This window comes from Pseudomonas sp. DC1.2 (assembly GCF_034351645.1).
Taxonomy (GTDB): Bacteria; Pseudomonadota; Gammaproteobacteria; order Pseudomonadales; family Pseudomonadaceae; genus Aquipseudomonas.
The window spans coordinates 4273110-4289503 of sequence record NZ_CP133782.1; the positions used below are offsets into that span (position 1 = coordinate 4273110).

The 16394-nt window shown below is 57.8% G+C and carries 16 protein-coding genes and 4 pseudogenes; 3 read left to right on the top strand and 17 right to left on the bottom strand.

What is annotated here, in order from left to right; genetic code table 11:
- Positions 1-12: 12 nt before the first annotated feature.
- Positions 13-2817, bottom strand: coding sequence for a hypothetical protein (locus RHM68_RS19270; protein WP_322217905.1), 2805 nt, complete (start codon positions 2815-2817; stop codon positions 13-15).
- Positions 2818-2845: 28 nt separating this feature from the next.
- On the opposite strand from RHM68_RS19270, the gene RHM68_RS19275 reads away from it, so the two are divergent.
- On the top strand, positions 2846-3085 hold the full coding sequence (locus tag RHM68_RS19275; protein WP_322217908.1) for a hypothetical protein: 240 nt from the start codon (positions 2846-2848) through the stop codon (positions 3083-3085).
- A gap of 13 nt (positions 3086-3098) precedes the next feature.
- On the opposite strand, the gene RHM68_RS19280 is transcribed toward RHM68_RS19275, so the two are convergent.
- Positions 3099-3590, bottom strand: coding sequence for a hypothetical protein (locus RHM68_RS19280; protein WP_322217911.1), 492 nt, complete (start codon positions 3588-3590; stop codon positions 3099-3101).
- A gap of 442 nt (positions 3591-4032) precedes the next feature.
- On the opposite strand from RHM68_RS19280, the gene RHM68_RS19285 reads away from it, so the two are divergent.
- Positions 4033-4401, top strand: coding sequence for a DUF6124 family protein (locus RHM68_RS19285; protein WP_322217913.1), 369 nt, complete (start codon positions 4033-4035; stop codon positions 4399-4401).
- A gap of 102 nt (positions 4402-4503) precedes the next feature.
- Here the strand turns inward: RHM68_RS19285 and RHM68_RS19290 are convergent, their stop codons facing one another.
- Both RHM68_RS19290 and RHM68_RS19295 read right to left on the bottom strand, forming a co-directional pair.
- The gene (locus RHM68_RS19290) at positions 4504-4863 is read right to left on the bottom strand and encodes a PilZ domain-containing protein (protein ID WP_322217916.1); all 360 of its coding nucleotides are present in this window, start codon (positions 4861-4863) and stop codon (positions 4504-4506) included.
- 225 nt (positions 4864-5088) lie between these two features.
- A complete protein-coding gene (locus tag RHM68_RS19295; protein WP_322217919.1) occupies positions 5089-5463 on the bottom strand; it encodes a tetratricopeptide repeat protein in 375 nt (124 codons plus the stop codon).
- A 172-nt stretch (positions 5464-5635) separates the two neighbouring features.
- Between RHM68_RS19295 and pyk the strand changes: the two genes are divergently transcribed.
- Positions 5636-7087, top strand: coding sequence for a pyruvate kinase (pyk, locus tag RHM68_RS19300; RefSeq protein ID WP_322217920.1), 1452 nt, complete (start codon positions 5636-5638; stop codon positions 7085-7087).
- Between the two features lie 167 nt (positions 7088-7254).
- Here the strand turns inward: pyk and RHM68_RS19305 are convergent.
- The 13 genes and pseudogenes from RHM68_RS19305 to RHM68_RS19360 form a co-directional block, all read right to left on the bottom strand.
- Positions 7255-7461 (bottom strand): annotated as a pseudogene (locus tag RHM68_RS19305) (group II intron reverse transcriptase/maturase); the annotation flags it as partial.
- 289 nt (positions 7462-7750) lie between these two features.
- Positions 7751-8143, bottom strand: a complete 393-nt coding sequence (locus RHM68_RS19310; protein ID WP_416195204.1) for a hypothetical protein — start codon at positions 8141-8143, stop codon at positions 7751-7753.
- A 166-nt stretch (positions 8144-8309) separates the two neighbouring features.
- Positions 8310-9526 (bottom strand): IS3 family transposase gene (locus tag RHM68_RS19315; protein ID WP_322217922.1). Its coding sequence is split into 2 segments (ribosomal slippage): positions 8310-9181 and positions 9181-9526, totalling 1218 coding nucleotides; the frame shifts between segments, so codons are not numbered across the junction.
- A gap of 71 nt (positions 9527-9597) precedes the next feature.
- Positions 9598-9792 (bottom strand): annotated as a pseudogene (locus tag RHM68_RS26825) (hypothetical protein); the annotation flags it as partial.
- Positions 9777-10014 (bottom strand): annotated as a pseudogene (locus RHM68_RS19320) (plasmid pRiA4b ORF-3 family protein); the annotation flags it as partial. The pseudogenes RHM68_RS26825 and RHM68_RS19320, both read right to left, overlap by 16 nt.
- Before the next feature lie 119 nt (positions 10015-10133).
- Positions 10134-10520: a hypothetical protein gene (locus RHM68_RS19325; protein ID WP_322217924.1), complete on the bottom strand. Its 387-nt coding sequence runs from the start codon at positions 10518-10520 to the stop codon at positions 10134-10136.
- The gene (locus RHM68_RS19330; protein WP_322217926.1) at positions 10517-11284 is read right to left on the bottom strand and encodes a hypothetical protein; all 768 of its coding nucleotides are present in this window, start codon (positions 11282-11284) and stop codon (positions 10517-10519) included. Before RHM68_RS19330 ends, RHM68_RS19325 begins: the two co-directional genes overlap by 4 nt.
- 39 nt (positions 11285-11323) lie before the next feature.
- A complete protein-coding gene (locus tag RHM68_RS19335; protein WP_322217928.1) occupies positions 11324-11989 on the bottom strand; it encodes a hypothetical protein in 666 nt (221 codons plus the stop codon).
- Positions 11986-12471 (bottom strand): Hcp family type VI secretion system effector, encoded by a 486-nt coding sequence (locus tag RHM68_RS19340; protein ID WP_322217931.1) that lies wholly within the window; start codon positions 12469-12471, stop codon positions 11986-11988. The genes RHM68_RS19335 and RHM68_RS19340 overlap by 4 nt, the downstream gene beginning before the upstream one ends.
- Before the next feature lie 191 nt (positions 12472-12662).
- Positions 12663-13115 (bottom strand): annotated as a pseudogene (locus tag RHM68_RS19345) (transposase); the annotation flags it as partial.
- 207 nt (positions 13116-13322) lie between these two features.
- Positions 13323-14072, bottom strand: coding sequence for an enoyl-CoA hydratase-related protein (locus tag RHM68_RS19350; protein ID WP_322217933.1), 750 nt, complete (start codon positions 14070-14072; stop codon positions 13323-13325).
- Between the two features lie 31 nt (positions 14073-14103).
- Entirely contained in the window at positions 14104-15039 is a 936-nt protein-coding gene (locus RHM68_RS19355) for an iron-sulfur-binding ferredoxin reductase (RefSeq protein ID WP_322217935.1), read from the bottom strand.
- Positions 15032-16138 (bottom strand): GGDEF domain-containing protein, encoded by a 1107-nt coding sequence (locus tag RHM68_RS19360; RefSeq protein WP_322217937.1) that lies wholly within the window; start codon positions 16136-16138, stop codon positions 15032-15034. Before RHM68_RS19360 ends, RHM68_RS19355 begins: the two co-directional genes overlap by 8 nt.
- Between the last annotated feature and the right edge of the window lie 256 nt (positions 16139-16394).

Here is a 16394-nt window from a genome sequence, read left to right on the forward strand (position 1 = left end):
AGGCGATGGCGGTCAGCGCGACGACGGGCCAGGGACGTCAAAACGCCCGCTCTCGCTCCAGTCGGAGATCGTCGAGCCATCAGCGCCATCGTCGATGGTCTGCTGGAACCGGCACCAATGACCGCCCGCCGACAGCGCCCGCACCGCCAGCCCTTGCCACCCCTGGGCGCTGACGGCCAGGTTCGGCGCCCACGGCTGTTGGGGGTTGAACCAGCTCACCAATTGACCGACGCCCAATCGGCCCTGACCGCTGAAAGCCACCGGTTCACTCACCCAGCGTCCCGCCTGGGGCGAATCAATGAGGGGTAAATAGCTGCCGAGCACCACGGACTGTTGAGCGGATCGGTCCGACTCAAAGCCGTCAAGGGAGGCCACCGCTACCAGTACATAATCGCCACCGGGTTGGGTGAGCACAGTGGCGACCGACCAGGTGCGGTCCGTCAGTATCGGAGCGCTGCCGAGCACCGCATCGCCCAGCAGGACAGTGACCGTATCCCCCGGCTCGCCGAAACCGGACACCACGGTTAAACGGCCGATGAGCCCATCCTTGACCGGTGTTTCGATATAGGGCGCGGCGGGCACCACGTTGCACGTCAACAGCGGGCTGTCATTGGAAACCTCCGACCCCATGGCTTGCCGGGCCCGCAGCTTCGTCACCCCGACGGGCAACGTCACCGAGCCTTGCCAGTGGCCATCGGCGTTGACCGGTACCCCCCGGAACACAAATTCATTGCTACCGTCCAACCACACCTCGACCGTCGTACCGGGAGTCCCTTCGCCGGAAATGATCGATGTTCGCGGCAAATCACCGTCCGGCTGTGGCACCGTGAACACCGGTGGCATCAACACCACCTGAAAAGGCACGGGATCACTGAGATCGGAAGGGCGACCGTCCAGGGTCTGCCGCGCGTCCACGCTGCCCGGGCCAAAGGCCAGGCCCTTGAGGTCGATGGACCAATCGCCGTCGCTGGTCAGCAGTTTGGCCGCCCCCGCGTTGATGCCGCTGATGCGAAGTTGCATCGACGCCCCCGCCATGCCCTGCCGACCACGGACAGTCAGGTCACGCTCCACCTCTATCCCGCTCGTGGGCCAGGTGATGACGGGGTTAAGGAGCGTCCGGCGCACCTCGAACGTTCGTGTGGTTGGCGGTGAAGTTTGCTGCGCGGCGGTCTGGGTGACGGTGACCGTATGGGGCACGTTGGGGGCGAACGGCGTGCTGCGGCGCAAGGTCCAGGTGCCACCGGTCACAGTCGCTGTTTCAGCCGTGCCCGGTTTGTCGCTGAACGTCAGCTTGACCACCGCCCCCGACCGCCAGCAGGTGCCCGAGAGAGCAGGCGATAACTCGTTGTCCACCAAACCCGTGATCGCCGGCGCCAGCGGCGGGATCTTCACCACAACCCGCACCCAATTCTGCGACTCCCGGCCATCGAGACGCTGTTTCAGGTCAACGTTCTGGCTAAGCGTCGGTCCCCACTCCACACTCGACTGGCTCGACCAGCGACTGCCCGCCACCCGAGCATCCGACGCCGCCTCGGCCCCGCCCTGTTTCTTGATCAGCACGGTGGCGCCGTTGATGCCGCTACCAGTGAACGTGGGCGTGTAGCTGTATTCAGTGGGTCGGTCGGGCACCGGGTCGGGTACTGGCTCGAGTTCCGGCGGGACGATGGTGAATACAAAATGAAAGTCTTCTGACGGGATCCAGCCGCCAGCATTGTCAGAAACCTTCTGGGTCGCCGAGTAGGTATAGGTTCCGTGCGTCCAGCCCGTGGAGTTGACCTGCCAGACACCATTGGCCACCACGACTTCCGGCAATGATTTGTTGACCGGCCCACTGACGTAGCTCAGTAACAGGGTGGCGCCGTTGTAGCCCGTGCCCGAAAATTTCGCGGCCTGGCTGGGCAACAGCTCCACGGCGACCGCGGTTTGTTTGGGGGGGCGGATCTTGAAAATGCGAGGTGTCCCACGCAGCGACTCATTGCCGTTTTGAATCTGAGTGACAACCAACGATATCAAGCCAACGGGAACCGTGATCGAAGCGCTCCAACTGGCCCCGCTCAACACAGCGGACTCACCAACCTTGTTCGGCCCAAGGTCTTGGTAGACCTGTACCTTCGCGCCGGACAGCCCCTGATTGCCCGACAGGGTGAAAGACTGAAGCTGCAAAGAATTTGCGGCGGGGGCCGTGATGGCCGGCGAGTTGGGTCGAATATTGAACACGCGGGCCGCGCTGGCAGGCGACACCTTGTTGTTAAGTAATTGCTTGGCAATCAACGACACCTGACCGAAAGGCACGGTGACCGAACATCTCCAGGTCGCGCCCGTCAACACGCCGGTCCTGCCCACTTCTGTCTGACCATTAAACACCTGAACGATTGCGCCCGTGCGCGCCAGATCTCCCGACACCTCGAAGATGCCGAGTTGGTCAGAGTTTGCCGCCGGCGCTGTAATGGCCGGCGCGTTCAATACAAGCGTGACCGTGACTGACGCAGAGGGGGAAGAAAACCAGGTGCCGATTTTCTGCTTGGCGTAGAACGTCAACGGCTGGGCGTCACTCGGTAAGGTCACCGATGCGGTCCAGGTGCCATCAACGTTGATGGTCGCGGTACCGAGCAGTGCGTCACCGGTCGAATTGTGCAGGGTGACGGTACCGACGCCGTATTCACCGCCGGTACCGCTGACCGCGAACTGCCCAGCGGGCACCTCGCCGGAAGACGGCGAGGTAATCACCACAGGTGTGACGCGCAGATTGACCGTTACATTGACAGACCCCGACTGGGTGACTTCAATCCGGTATTGTTGCGGAGAATAAGGCCCCACGAATTGAGCAGTCCATGGACTGGTCGGCATGAAGATCGATGTTTCGCCCACGCTTGTAGTGCCTAGATACATGCGTAAAACAATGGGCATTGTCGTGAGCAAAGTAGTACCGGAAACATTGACCTGGGCATTTCTGGTAGATGCATTATTTACGGGGCTGGTGATTGTAACGTTCTTCGGCTCAAGTTCAGTCCCCTTTCTCACGTTGAATACCACCCTGTCGGATTGTTTATTATGTCAACACGTCAATCAACTGAATAACAGTTAATAAAAACGCTCCTTCATTTTTCGTTAGAAAAAGTTAACCAATAGTTTTCTTCAACCTTTGGATCAGATCCAGGGGAGTCAAAAATAAATCTAATATAAAGCCGCACCTTTTTATCTGCTTTCACCGGAACGGATCCAATACGGCTATAGTTGTGCCATTCACCGTCCTGCCACATGGCATCCGGCGAGTCGCTCCCCCAAGAATCAGCTGACTCAAAAAAAAAGTACACGTTAGCTTTATTGCCTCCTGACTGACCTGCGCCTTTGGTAATTTTGTATTGGAGGCTTCGGCCATAAAAACTGGTGCCCAATTCATTCCAAAAATAAGCGATCGTCAGTTCTCCCGTAAACTTATCTGTTCCAAATTTCAGCTTAAAGGTCTCAGTTTTCACATGCCTGCCCGCGCTCCACGCCTGCCATTGCTCTTCTGAAACATCACCCTTACTGGAAGCATCATCTAAACCATGCACATTCGAAGATCCAAACTCTTCTTTTTTGATTGTCATCTCACGACTCCAATTTGCCTGAGGCACCAGTACCTCTAAATCATTAACCCCCTTCTCAAGTCTTTTAACTACCTGTCAAACCTGACAGTACCGATGAACGGCCTGACTGACTTTTCCTACGATTTTTGAGGCCTACGAAGCCTTGCACCTTTGCCTACAGCTGCTCCAGAACCCCCCGGCTTGTGCGCTGGGTGCCTGCCCCGTAACGGCGTCCGTGTCGCTGATTTCCAGCGATCGGGTTTAGTCGTCCGAAAGGCTCTATTAATGTGCATAAGCTGCATCCAGTCGGGTATCCCATCCCCGCACTTGATGGTGGTTGCGCGCAGGGCGCCCTCGGGCGCGCCGGTTTTTCATGGTCCTTGCGGTCGACTAACCTGCGTACAGCCGCCACCCTTCGTTTAGTCGCGAGTCAGGTGGCAGCTCAATTCAACGACTAATGAGCATGTTCAAAGCAACACTCAATCCCCCGAATCAAGATCCATTCTTAGCCACCCTCGATGCAAAGAAGCTCCGGGACGCCGTCGACCGCGCCCTCGACCACGACCTCAAGCCCGACCTCCAGCACCTATGCACCTCACCGAATCGAGCGATGAAAATGTTCAAAGTCGACCCTCAGGCCAATCCCCGCGCCATTGCCATCCAGACCTACGAAACCTTTTCCTCGGTCAGCATCCTGCTGCTCGACCTGGCCGAAAGCCTGGAAGACAAACAGCGGCACCTGGCGATGGCGATCTATCAGTTGAGTGAGCTGGGGTTGTTGCTGGTGGAGCAGACGCTTAAGCGTGAGCCGGCGATTAGCACGCCGTCATAAAGACGTGTAGGCGCGCAACTGGCTGGCGATGGCGGTTTCAAAATCGCCATCGCTGGCAAGCCATGCCCCTACAGTGCTGGCAATGGTTCAGCCACCGCCCACTCAGGCAGAAGCAGGTAACGACTGAAAACTGAAATAGCGCTGCAACGCCTCGACCAATTGCTCATATTCCAGTGGCGCCCGTTGCAGGCTAAATCCGGCGTCATAGTAAGGGGGCGTAGTGTCTTCATGGCACCACAGGCAAAAAGCCCGCAGATCGATGACCTGCGGACAGCCTGCGCGGGTGGGAATTTTCAGACGCAACTCAAAATCGGCACCCACCATCATCGGCAACTGACTGATAAGCATCAGACCATCCCTGGACACATTGCCGAGATAGCCGATGGGTTTGTCAGTGACGCCGTTGAACACTCTCAGAAAATACGACAATTGATGCCGCTCGATCTGGCGCTCAGTAGCCATACGTAATAACCCAGCAAGGCCCTTAAGCAGGGCCGCACTAATGATTCGGAACGGTCCCGCACGCAGGCACGCTCTCCCCGATCCCGGCGCGACTGTCCAAGCCGCTTGCACTGACCTCTGCCGTTCTCAGGTGTTACATCGGTTTAGCAACAGGGTGTTAAACCGAGTTATTCGACTATAGCTCAGCGCCAACACACGGCCTGACTTTATAAACAACGACCATCCTCACAGCGGCGTCGGGCGCGCCACTGTGGTTGCTCGGGCGGGGTAATAACCCAGGGTCTGCAAGGTTTCCAGGCGCGCACGAGCACGGTACGCGTACTCACTCTGCGGGTACGAGGCGATGATGAACTCGTAGGTCTGGGCCGCATCCACAAATAATTTCTGCCGTTCCAGGCACTGGCCGCGCATCATCGACACTTCCGGCTGGATGTAGCGCCGAGCACGGCTGTCGCGATCGACCTTGGACAGCTCCAGCATGACCTGATCGCAATTGCCACGGTCATAGGCGCTGTAGGCGTTATTCAAATGATGGTTCATCGACCAACGGGTGCAGCCCACAACGCTGAGGGCAAGGGCGGCAATCAGCAAAAATCGCATAAGGGTTCTCCTGTCTTGAGCTTTGTATCGACCCGTCGCAGAAAATCTTCAGGCTCAATGGCGGCAAAGTTGCTAGGTTCAATAAAGAAAACAATAAGTAGTGCAAACGAACAATGACTACAACCGCGGACCATAGTAGCCTCACTCAGCGCTTGAACTCAGGAGTCTTTGCATGTCCGTTCGTCGTACCAAAATCGTCGCTACCCTTGGCCCGGCCAGTAACTCGCCGGAAGTTCTCGAACAGCTGATTCTGGCTGGCCTGGACGTCGCCCGCCTGAACTTCTCCCACGGCACCCCCGACGAGCACAAGGCTCGCGCGAAGCTGGTGCGAGAACTCGCTGCCAAGCACGGGCGCTTTGTCGCCCTGCTGGGTGACCTGCAAGGCCCGAAAATTCGTATCGCCAAATTCGCCGACAAGAAGATCGAGCTGAAGATTGGTGATCAATTCACCTTCTCCACCAGCCATCCTCTGACCGAAGGCAACCAGCAAGTGGTCGGCATCGACTACCCGGACCTGGTCAAGGATTGCGGCGTGGGCGACGAGCTGCTGCTCGACGACGGCCGTGTGGTCATGCGTGTCGACACCGCTACCGCCACCGAGCTGCACTGCACCGTGCTGATCGGCGGCCCGCTGTCGGACCATAAAGGCATCAACCGTCGCGGCGGTGGCCTGACTGCACCCGCCCTGACTGAAAAAGACAAGGCCGATATCAAGCTCGCCGCGGAAATGGAAGTCGACTACCTCGCGGTGTCCTTCCCCCGTGACGCTGCCGATATGGAATACGCCCGTCAACTGCGCGACGAGTCCGGCGGCACTGCCTGGCTGGTGGCGAAGATCGAACGCGCCGAAGCCGTGGCCAACGACGAAACCCTCGATGCACTGATCAAGGCGTCCGACGCAGTGATGGTGGCTCGTGGCGACCTGGGCGTGGAAATCGGCGACGCCGAGCTGGTAGGCATTCAGAAGAAAATCATTCTGCACGCCCGCCGCCACAACAAGGCAGTGATCGTCGCGACCCAGATGATGGAGTCGATGATCCAGAACCCAATGCCGACCCGCGCCGAAGTGTCCGACGTGGCCAACGCCGTGCTCGACTACACCGACGCCGTGATGCTCTCAGCCGAAAGTGCCGCTGGCCTGTACCCGCTGGAAGCTGTGCAAGCGATGGCGCGCATCTGCGTCGGCGCGGAAAAGCACCCGACCAGCAAGACCTCCAGCCACCGCATCGGCAAGGTCTTCGAAAGCTGCGATCAAAGCATTGCCCTCGCCGCCATGTACACCGCCAACCACTTCCCGGGCGTGAAAGCGATCATCGCCCTGACCGAAAGTGGTTACACGCCATTGATCATGTCGCGCATCCGTTCCTCGGTGCCGATCTACGCGTTCTCGCCGCACCGCGAAACTCAGGCCCGCGCGGCCATGTTCCGTGGCGTCTACACCGTACCGTTCGACCCGGCATCGCTGCCGCCTGAGCAAGTCAGCCAGGCCGCGATCGACGAGTTGCTCAAACTCGGTGTCGTCGAGAAAGGCGACTGGGTCATCCTGACCAAGGGCGACAGCTACCACACCATCGGCGGCACCAACGGCATGAAAATCCTGCACGTTGGCGACAAGATGGTCTGAGTGATCGATTGCTGAAATCGGCATAGGGGACGGCCTTCATGGACCGCCCCCTTGCCACACCCCCCCGGCGTGCAGGTCCGCACCGGGCGGTTCGAGAGATTGATGTCAAGAGAGACGTGGTAATCCCAGACTGTAGAACCACGCAATATCAAGCCCTCGGTTCATTCGCGTATCCGCTGTTTGAACCGCTTCCGCGCTTTAAATGAGACGGCTCGCTTGGCCTCCCCTAGGAATGACCAAAAAGCGTACCCCAGAAACTGGCGACCAAACGCGCTCGCCACCGCACTTTTACTCTCGTTGATGCTCAAGTGCTGCGCTTCATACAGACGCTTCAGCAAGACCATTACCCGTTGCCCTGCCTTCTTGCTGCGAACACACCTACAGTTTTTAGGTGTTCAAGCACCTCATCCATTCGGGTGTATGCCAAGTGAAGAACAACCCCGATTCAGACGAATAAACCGAGGACACCCGCGGCGCAAAGAACGCCAACTGCAAACTCAGCATCATTCATTTTTCCGCCTAATAAATCACCTTCCCAGTTATCTCTCCGCCTGAGCCCAATAGAGCGCTCCCCGTAACTAACCCGTTTAGCTTTGCAGTACCCATCAGACGGTAAATCGCAGACGCTCGTTCTCCCCCAGCATCGGCCGATGCGAAAGGGAGCTACTTGATAGCACCTGTGTATTTGCCGAAAAAAAACAGTAATAACAAAGTGGATAAAAGCATAATTCCAATCCATTGAAGCACTGCCAGCTTACGCTTAAGAGGCGATGGAAAGTTATTCAAGTCCTCGGGGCTAACCCCTCCATGCTTAAGATAGATTCCTGGAAAGGTGACTATCCCGGAGATCCCCCCAATCAGCAGTAACTTGCCCCATGGGCCACCGTGTCGCAGTGGTGCGCGAGCCATGACGGTAGAACAGTTTTTTAAATGCTCAAGCATTTCGTCCATACGGGTGTATGCCAAATGTAGACAAACCCCAATCCAAACAAATATCCCCGCGAAATTAATCAATCCGACACAAAGAAACATAGTGTCATTAGTGTTTAGGCTCACTTAGAAACCTCGTAAATCATGTCTCCGATTCCTTCTCCGGTTTTCTCTGCGGCCATACCTACACCCAAAGACCCCGCCGCTACCACCACCAAGCCACACACCGCCATTGCCACGCCTCCCGTCGGTACGTGGACTGGCCCCTATCAAACCGGACACCTGCACCCCGTTAAATTGATGCCGCTGCCAAACGCCTAAACTCCCGTGGTGAACGGTATTTCAGCGCGCTGTGCGGATGCTCCTCGTTGTAATGCTCAAAGGCAATCGTCAGGTTACGCAAGGCTGTTTCCCGGTCAGGTTTGGGCATGTGCGCGACGTAGTCGCGTTTCATCGTTTTGACGAAGCTCTCGGCCATGCCGTTGCTCTGCGGGCTACGCACCGGTGTGGTCACCGGTTGCAAACCGATCTGTCGGGCAAACTGGCGTGTCTGTTCAGCGATGTAGGCCGAGCCATTGTCGCTCAGCCATTGCACCGGGGTGGCAGGCGCCTCTTCACCGAAGCGTTTTTCCACCGCCTCCAGCATCAGATCACGGATATCGTCGTCGCTGTACCCGGTCGGGCTGGCCACCCAACCGATGGCTTCGCGGTCGCAGCAGTCCAGGGCAAAGGTCACGCTCAGCTTGGCGTTATCATCACAGCGAAACTCAAACCCGTCCGAGCACCACCGGGTATCGCTGGTGGCCACGGCAATTCGGCCTTCGTGACGGCGTGCCACACCCGGTTGTTTAATCCGTCGCTCCAGCAGCAACTGATGATCGCGCATGACGCGATAAACCCGCTTGACGTTGATCGGCGCCTGACTCTGCTTTTCACGCCGACGACGCAGCAACCCCCACACACGGCGGTACCCGTAGCTGGGCAGTTCACTCACTTCAGCCTGAATTTCTTCGACCAGTGCGGCATCGTCCAGCGCAGGGCGACGCCGCTCGACCTGAGCATTTGGGTTGAGTCGAACCGTCAATTGCGAGCGCGCTACACCGAGACTTTCACTGATCAGCTTCACTGGTCGTCCCCCGGCAACAAGGGTGAGTGCGCAATCCATTTTCGCGACCGAGCAATCTCCACAGCTTCCTGAAGGATCTCGACCTGCATGGTTTTCTTGCCAAGCATGCGCTGTAGCTCGCGGATCTGCTTGAGCGCATCGGCCAGCTCGGAAGCGGGCACCACGCTCTCCCCAGCACTGACAGCCGAGAGACTGCCGCTCTGATAGAGCTTGCGCCACTGAAACAACTGGTTGGCATTCACGCCATTCTGTCGAGCCACCACCGAGACGCTTTGCCCCGGTTGCAGGCTCTCGCGAACCATGGCCAGTTTTTGCTCCGGGCTCCAGCGGCGACGCCGCTCCTGACCCAAAAGCTCCCCACCCTTATCGTTTCTATTAGTCATATACACAGTCGTTTGCCTATCCCTTATGTTAAGGGGGAAACGGTGTCCTGTCTTTCAGGGGGCTCGTCCAGTACGCTCAACCCAAGACAGATAGTCCCTAAGACCGACCCCGTTAATATAGAACCAGCCAATGCACCACCCGCCACTCCGCCAATGAAGCTCCCGCCTTCCGTGAGTTTCACCTTTTTGCAGGCCTCGACGTCACCTGCCGTACACACGTCCTGGACTTTCATGTAAGAGGCGCCGCCGACGGCGGCCCCCAGCCATCAGAATCGGGAATACCGTATTTTTCACCCGCTACTTCAAACTCATGCAGATGGCTATCACTCCAGCCCATCACGACCTGGATGACATGGTGCATGTTTGCCCAAGGTAATATTTTCAGGCACCGCGAACCGACGCCAGATCGTCGGAGTGATCCACTTCAGCTCAATGTGCAGCAACAACAGGTCGGGGGCAGGTTTGGGTAAACGGACAATCTTAACCATGAATTAAGCAGCCTCGCAGTGGCCAGTGTGGTTCAAGGAAATATTCCAGGGCAGCAGTTCGCTCACCCGGTTAACTGCATGTTCGGCGATTTGCCCAAGCACGTAGGTCAGGCAAAAAATCACTTCAGCCAGCCCACATACTTGCCAATGCCCCATAGCAAAAACAGTGCGGCAATCATTCCGATACCGGCCCATTGCAAGATCGCAAACTTGCGCTTCAGTGCTGGGGGGAAACGCTGTAAATCTTCGGCACTAACCCCGCCATGTTTGAGATAGATACCTGGAAAGGTGACAATCCCTGATATTCCGCCCATCAACAGCAACTTCCCCCAAGGACCGCCGTAGCGGAGTGGGGTACGTGCCTTTACGGTTGAGCAGTTTTTCAGATGATCCAATACTTCATCCATCTGGGTGTACGCGATGTACAGTACAACCCCAATCCAAATCAACATACCCGCAATCAACGCACCGCAAAGGCCGCCGAACACAAGCTCACTACTACTCATTTTGTGAACTCATAAACAACATCCCCAAACTCCTCCCCTATCGCGCCGCCAGCTACACCGGCACCCAAAGACCCCGCCGCTACCACCACCAATCCACACACCGCCATTGCCACGCCTCCCGTCGGTACGCTCAACCCAAGACAGATAGTCCCTACGACCGACCCCGTTAATATAGAACCAGCCAATGCACCACCCGCCACTCCGCCAATGAAGCTCCCGCCTTCCGTGAGTTTCACCTTTTTGCAGGCCTCGACGTCACCTGCCGTACACACGTCCTGGACTTTCATGTAAGAGGCGCCGCCGCCGACAGCGGTGCCCAGCCACCCGCCGTACTTGACGTAGTTGGAAGCCTTGGCGACTCCGTCCATGTGCGTGGCATAACCGGGGATTTGATACGGCGCACCGGCCTTGGTCCAGCGGTGTACCAGGCTACGGCTGGAAATCCCCAGGGCGCTCTTCAGGTTCGGGTGATCGGGGAAGCCAATCCCCTTTTTGGTGAATCCTGTCAGATGCGTATCGAGTTGGCCAAACAAGCGTTTACGGTCGGCAAAAAACTCAGGTGAACGCAAATGCCCGTCACGCAGGAATGTGCGTTGGTGCAAGGCCTCAATATCGCGCAGTACGTTTTTCACGTTGTCCAGGTTTGAGGCAAACACCGCCATTCCGGTGCCGACAGAGGTGGAGCCGTGTTTTAGAAACAATTCAATTTCGTCACGGTGGCGAGCCATAAAGTCAGCTTCATCCGGCGTCAGGGTCTGAAGCACCGTATTCACCTTTGCCGCTGCCGCCATCAACTGCGCTTCTTACAGGGTACATTGCAGGTTGTTCGGGTCGCTCAGCACGATCATTTGGCCCGCTTTCACCTGGTCCAAATTCGGGTTGAGGGCTTTGAATTTAGCGATAACGGCGGGGTGGCGCGTGGTGAACAACTGAGCCTCCAATTTGTCCGCCGTTGTGCTCTCGGGAACGATGTAAAACCCGGGTTCTTGTGCTCGTGGTATCGCCTCAGGCCAGCGCTCACGGGGGAAAAACTTCAAATCGTCGGCAGGAAATGACCGCGGTGCGGCTTTGGTTGTGCTTTGTAGAGTTTGGTTGGCCTTGAGGTTTTGAGCATGAACAAACCGCAGTAATCGCGTGGGGTCGGGCCGTAATACGGGCCGGGTGAGGTTCATCGGCGCAATGCGCTCCACCGCATGCGGGATCGCACCTTGTCCTTGACGCGCCACGGCATACGACTGGTTCAAAAGGTCGCGCTGTTCTTGCAAAATGGCCTGTATGCCTTGCTCAGGCGTTTTATGGCCTAGCGTGACATCGTCGACAATGCGCTTTGCGTAATAGGCAACTTCTCGATTGAACTCCACGCACGCAATACCGTGGACAAGATGGCGCGCACTCACCGTAATCGCTTGCCCGATCAACCCGCTGGCGGCGCTGTTGACGTCCCATATGTCATAACGGTTCGGGTTCATACCTCCTCACCCCAGGCGGTGTGACCACTGGTTCCTGCCAGGTGGTGGCTCCAGGTAATCTCGCGGTAGCGAATCGAGATCTGTTCTTCAGGCTCGGCGCCGCCTTGCAAAATTACGTGGGACATCCTCGAGGTGATATCGACAATGATTCCGCCATTGATCCCGACTGAATAGAATTTTTCCTGCATGCCAAAGGACGACACGCGATAGAAGCTGATTGTGCAGCTTATTTCTTCTCTGTTTGCGAGGGCCTGAGCGAGTAGCGGGGAGGATTTATCGATGGCTTTGGTAATGATGATCGGGGTGTGCGTTGCTTTATTGAGATTCCCAATATTGGCCATTTTGTGGTGGTAGGACAGCACCATTATTTCGTCGATATGGCTTGACTGGTATTTGTTGCCGATGGATTCCGGGGTTGAGCAGCCCGCTGAAATATGTCCTTGAGCGTTACCCTTGAGGCTCATATAGCTTGGGTTCGCCATACGTGTATCTCCTTGAGTAGCAAAAATGGCTTGGCCGAATATGCACAGCCAGGGGATACGCCGCCATCGAAAAACCTTTAGATTTTATTGCAGATCAAACTCTTGGTGCTGTGAATAGAGCGACTCGTATAGGTCCTCACTTCTGCCCGCCGCAGCGTTTTTTTCAAGGTAGTAGTCGCATCAACCGTCTAACGGTGCCGCTCAGCCGATGTGACGAATCGGATACGGCTATGTCGATGCTGGTCGTTGTACCACCGCATGAAATCCCTCACCCAAGCGCATGCGGCGTCCAGACTGGCAAAACCATCCAGCGGCCAATGCGGGCAGTATTTCAGTGTTCTAAACAGCGACTCCAAATAAGGATTGTCGTTGCTGACCCGCGGTCGGCCCTGCGAAGGCGTGATGCCCAGTTCGTAGATTTTGCTCAACAGCGTCACCGATTTCATCGACGCGCCGTTGTCCTTATGCTGCACCAGCGGTTCGGGTAAACACGGCTCGCCGATCACGCTAAGTTGCAGCAGCGCAACGGCTTTCTCGCCGCGTTGCGCGTCGTAGACCTCACAGCCCATGGCCTTGCGGCTGTCAATATCCTCGATCAGATAGGGGTAGTCATATTTTCCGCGTATCGGCGATGGCAGATACGCGAAATGTTCTGTCGCCCAGCCTCGCTCAGTGCATTTAGCGGCGTTGGCCGTGTGACAGTCGTTCGGGCATCGACATGAATAACGTCTGTTTCAGTCCACCGTTGCAGGCGTTAACCGTCAGAATCGAGCCTTGTCCCTCCTCCGCCCTTCAAGTCCTGCCATACAAGTGAGCCTGCTCGCGAAGAGGTCAGTCGTATCAGCGCAGACTCAACGCCGGTTGATAAACCCCGAAAGCGCCGCTATTGCCTCCGGCGAACGCAACCGCTGGGTGAACAACACGCCCTCCTCCTCGATGACCTTGCGGATCAATTCACGGTCCGGCGCCTTCATCAATTGCTTGCTGATGCGCACCGCATCTGCGGGCAACGATTCGAAGCGCAACGCCATCTCCCTCGCCTTGGCCAGGGCCGCTTCGCCGCTGCCCAGCGCTTCGGTGGCGATCCCCCACGCGGCAGCCTGCTCACCGCTGAAACCTTCACCCAGCAACAACAACTCTGCCGCTTTGGCGTGCCCGAGCAAGCGCGGCAAAATCAGGCTGGAGCCAAACTCCGGGCAGAGTCCAAGGTTGACAAAAGGCATGCGCAACCGCGCATCACGGCTGACGTACACCAGGTCGCAATGCAGCAGCATTGTCGTGCCAATCCCCACCGCCGCGCCGGCCACAGCGGCGATCACCGGTTTGCGACAGTCCAGCAAATTGAGCATGAAGTGAAACACCGGGCTGTCGAGGCTGCTCGGCGGTTGCTGGAGAAAATCGGCAATGTCGTTACCGGCGGTGAAGCACTCGGCGCCACCGGTGATCAGTACGGCGTTGATTTCAGGGTCGGTGTCAGCCTGCTTCAAGGCGTGTGCCAAGCGGTCGTACATCGCGCGGGTCAGGGCATTTTTCTTGTCTGCACGGTTGAGGCGCAGCGTCAGCAGACCGCGTTCGCGTTCCAGCAGGATGACTTCAGTCATGGCAAGTCTCACGTCGTTAAACGATCAGCGCTCAACCACGGGGCAGAAACACATCCGCCAGCAGCTGATTGCGTGGCAATCCGGCCAGGTATAAACGCCTGGAAAAGGCGTCGACGCTGTCGGGGGAGCCGCAGACTAAGGCCAGGGTTTGCCGGGAAACAAGGCGCAATTGCGCCAAAGCCGCAGGCAACTCTGCCGCTGTCCAGCATTCGACGCTCAGGTTTTCACGGCCATCGGCCATGGCCTGCAAGGGTTTGGCCAGGTAGTGCCCGTCGGCATCATGGGCCAGGTGAATGACGCGGATGGCGCCCTGATGATCCTGACGCAAGGCTTCGCGTAACACCCCAAACAACGGGCCCAGGCCAGTGCCTGCCGCTAAAAGCCACAGCGGTCGGGTGTGCCAGTCCGGGTCGTAATGCAGGGCACCGCCGCGCAACGCTCCGAGGCGCAGCGGGTCGCCGATATTGAGATGGCGGGCCGCGTCGCTAAAGGCCCCAGGCTGCCGACAGTCGAGGTGAAACTCCAGAAAACGGTCTTCCTCCGGCAGACTGGCCAGGGAATAGGGGCGCGCCACCTGCCCCGCCCACAACACCACGTGTTGCCCGGCGCTATAGCGCAACGGACGTTGCGGTGTCAGGCGCAAGCGCAGCACGCTGGCGCTCAACCAATCGACAGCGGCAACGTTAGCCGGGCGCCCGTCCTGCTGAGGGTCGAAAGTGTGTACCTGCAAATCCTCGACCACTTGGCACTGACACGCCAGACGCCAGCCTTGTTGTCGCTGCTCGACGCTCAAGGCATCGGGACGGCTGTCACCAGGCAGCCCTTGCACACACTGCACCAGGCACGCATGGCAACTGCCGGCGCGGCAACTGTAGGGCACCGCCACGCCGTTTTGGTTGAGCGCATCGAGCAGGTTGCTGCCCACCGCCACCGACCACTGGCGTTCGCCGACCCGTAACTCAGGCATCGACGTTCTCCCACGCTGCCGCGCAACGGTTGCGGCCATCGCGTTTGGCCCGGTACAAGGCCTGATCGGCACGCTGCAAGGCGTCATCCAGGTCGTCGCCTAATTCGAGCAAGGTCATGCCCGCCGACAGGCTGAGGTTGTTTACTTTCAAACCGAACAACTCAACATCGGTAAAGGCAATACGCAGCCGCTCGCAACAGGCGGTCAGGCGCTCCGTATCACAGTCTGGCAGCAACACCACGAATTCTTCGCCGCCGTAACGGGCCAGCACATCACCCTCACGCAAGCAGGCGGTGGCCACACCGGCGAAGGCTTGCAGCACCTGATCGCCGGCAGCATGGCCGTGAACATCGTTGATGCGTTTGAAGTGGTCGAGATCGATTAGCGCCAGGCCATGCACCACCGTGGCGTCCATCGTGTTCAATTCACGGGAGGCCAGGCGCAGGAAGTGACGGCGATTGAACAGGCCGGTCAGTTCGTCGGTAGCCACCAGGTCTTCGAGCTGGCGCATCATTCCACGCAGGGTGTCCTGATGCGCCTGCAAGGCGAACCGCCGCTGGCGCATGCGCAGGCGTGATATCTGCACGTAACGGGCGTAAAGCACCAGCCACACCAGCACGATGAACAGTACGCATGCCTGCAACGCCGCCATGGGTGGGTCGGCGAGCTGGAAGTGGTAACCCTCCCACAGCGTGATCGCGCAGAAACTGAAGAACACCAGGAGCGCACAACGAACAAAGACCCTAGGCGCCAGGTGGAACAGGCCAAACATCAATATCAGTACGTAAAACACCAGGAACGCGCCACGTGCCTCGTCCAGAGAAGCCATCAGCCAGGTTTGCCAACCCAGCCCCAGCAGCACTTGCCACTCGGTCAGGCTGGGGTCGGCAAAGCGCAGATTGAAGCCGCAAAGAAACACAGCGAACAACGCCGCCTGACTGATGACCACCAGGGCGCTGCCAACGGCCACACTGGCCAGAGGCTGATGGTAATGGCCGGTAAAAAACGCCAGCCACAGCAGCAGCAGTGCCAAGGCGTAGGTGCCGGCAGCGAGGGCAAAGCGTTTGAGCAAAAGCCGTTGAATGGCGTTATGGGTCAATCGTTGACTCACCGTGCGAAAGGAGGCTGTTTGAGTATCCTGCTCTACAGGCCGAATGCCACTGTAGTGGCGCGTGTGATAAATGACCATTCAATTTTAGGACCGGAAAAATGGCGTCAAAACCATGGCCCCCACCGCGAAAAACCGGCGGCGCAAACACGGCCTCTCACGTCACCCGCACAACCGCCCTCGACGTGCCGCGTGAAACCTGCGGCTATCGGTATGCGACCAACGTTTGACTGCGCGCGCGTGTACC

Bases quoted from the DNA above. Each gene is read 5' to 3' on its own strand.
- RHM68_RS19275 (WP_322217908.1), top strand. From the start codon at position 2,846: ATGAAGATCGATGTTTCGCCCACGCTTGTAGTGCCTAGATACATGCGT.
- RHM68_RS19280 (WP_322217911.1), bottom strand. From the start codon at position 3,590: ATGACAATCAAAAAAGAAGAGTTTGGATCTTCGAATGTGCATGGTTTA.
- RHM68_RS19285 (WP_322217913.1), top strand. From the start codon at position 4,033: ATGTTCAAAGCAACACTCAATCCCCCGAATCAAGATCCATTCTTAGCC.
- RHM68_RS19290 (WP_322217916.1), bottom strand. From the start codon at position 4,863: ATGGCTACTGAGCGCCAGATCGAGCGGCATCAATTGTCGTATTTTCTG.
- RHM68_RS19295 (WP_322217919.1), bottom strand. From the start codon at position 5,463: ATGCGATTTTTGCTGATTGCCGCCCTTGCCCTCAGCGTTGTGGGCTGC.
- pyk (WP_322217920.1), top strand. From the start codon at position 5,636: ATGTCCGTTCGTCGTACCAAAATCGTCGCTACCCTTGGCCCGGCCAGT.
- RHM68_RS19325 (WP_322217924.1), bottom strand. From the start codon at position 10,520: ATGAGTAGTAGTGAGCTTGTGTTCGGCGGCCTTTGCGGTGCGTTGATT.
- RHM68_RS19335 (WP_322217928.1), bottom strand. From the start codon at position 11,989: ATGAACCCGAACCGTTATGACATATGGGACGTCAACAGCGCCGCCAGC.
- RHM68_RS19340 (WP_322217931.1), bottom strand. From the start codon at position 12,471: ATGGCGAACCCAAGCTATATGAGCCTCAAGGGTAACGCTCAAGGACAT.
- RHM68_RS19350 (WP_322217933.1), bottom strand. From the start codon at position 14,072: ATGACTGAAGTCATCCTGCTGGAACGCGAACGCGGTCTGCTGACGCTG.
- RHM68_RS19355 (WP_322217935.1), bottom strand. From the start codon at position 15,039: ATGCCTGAGTTACGGGTCGGCGAACGCCAGTGGTCGGTGGCGGTGGGC.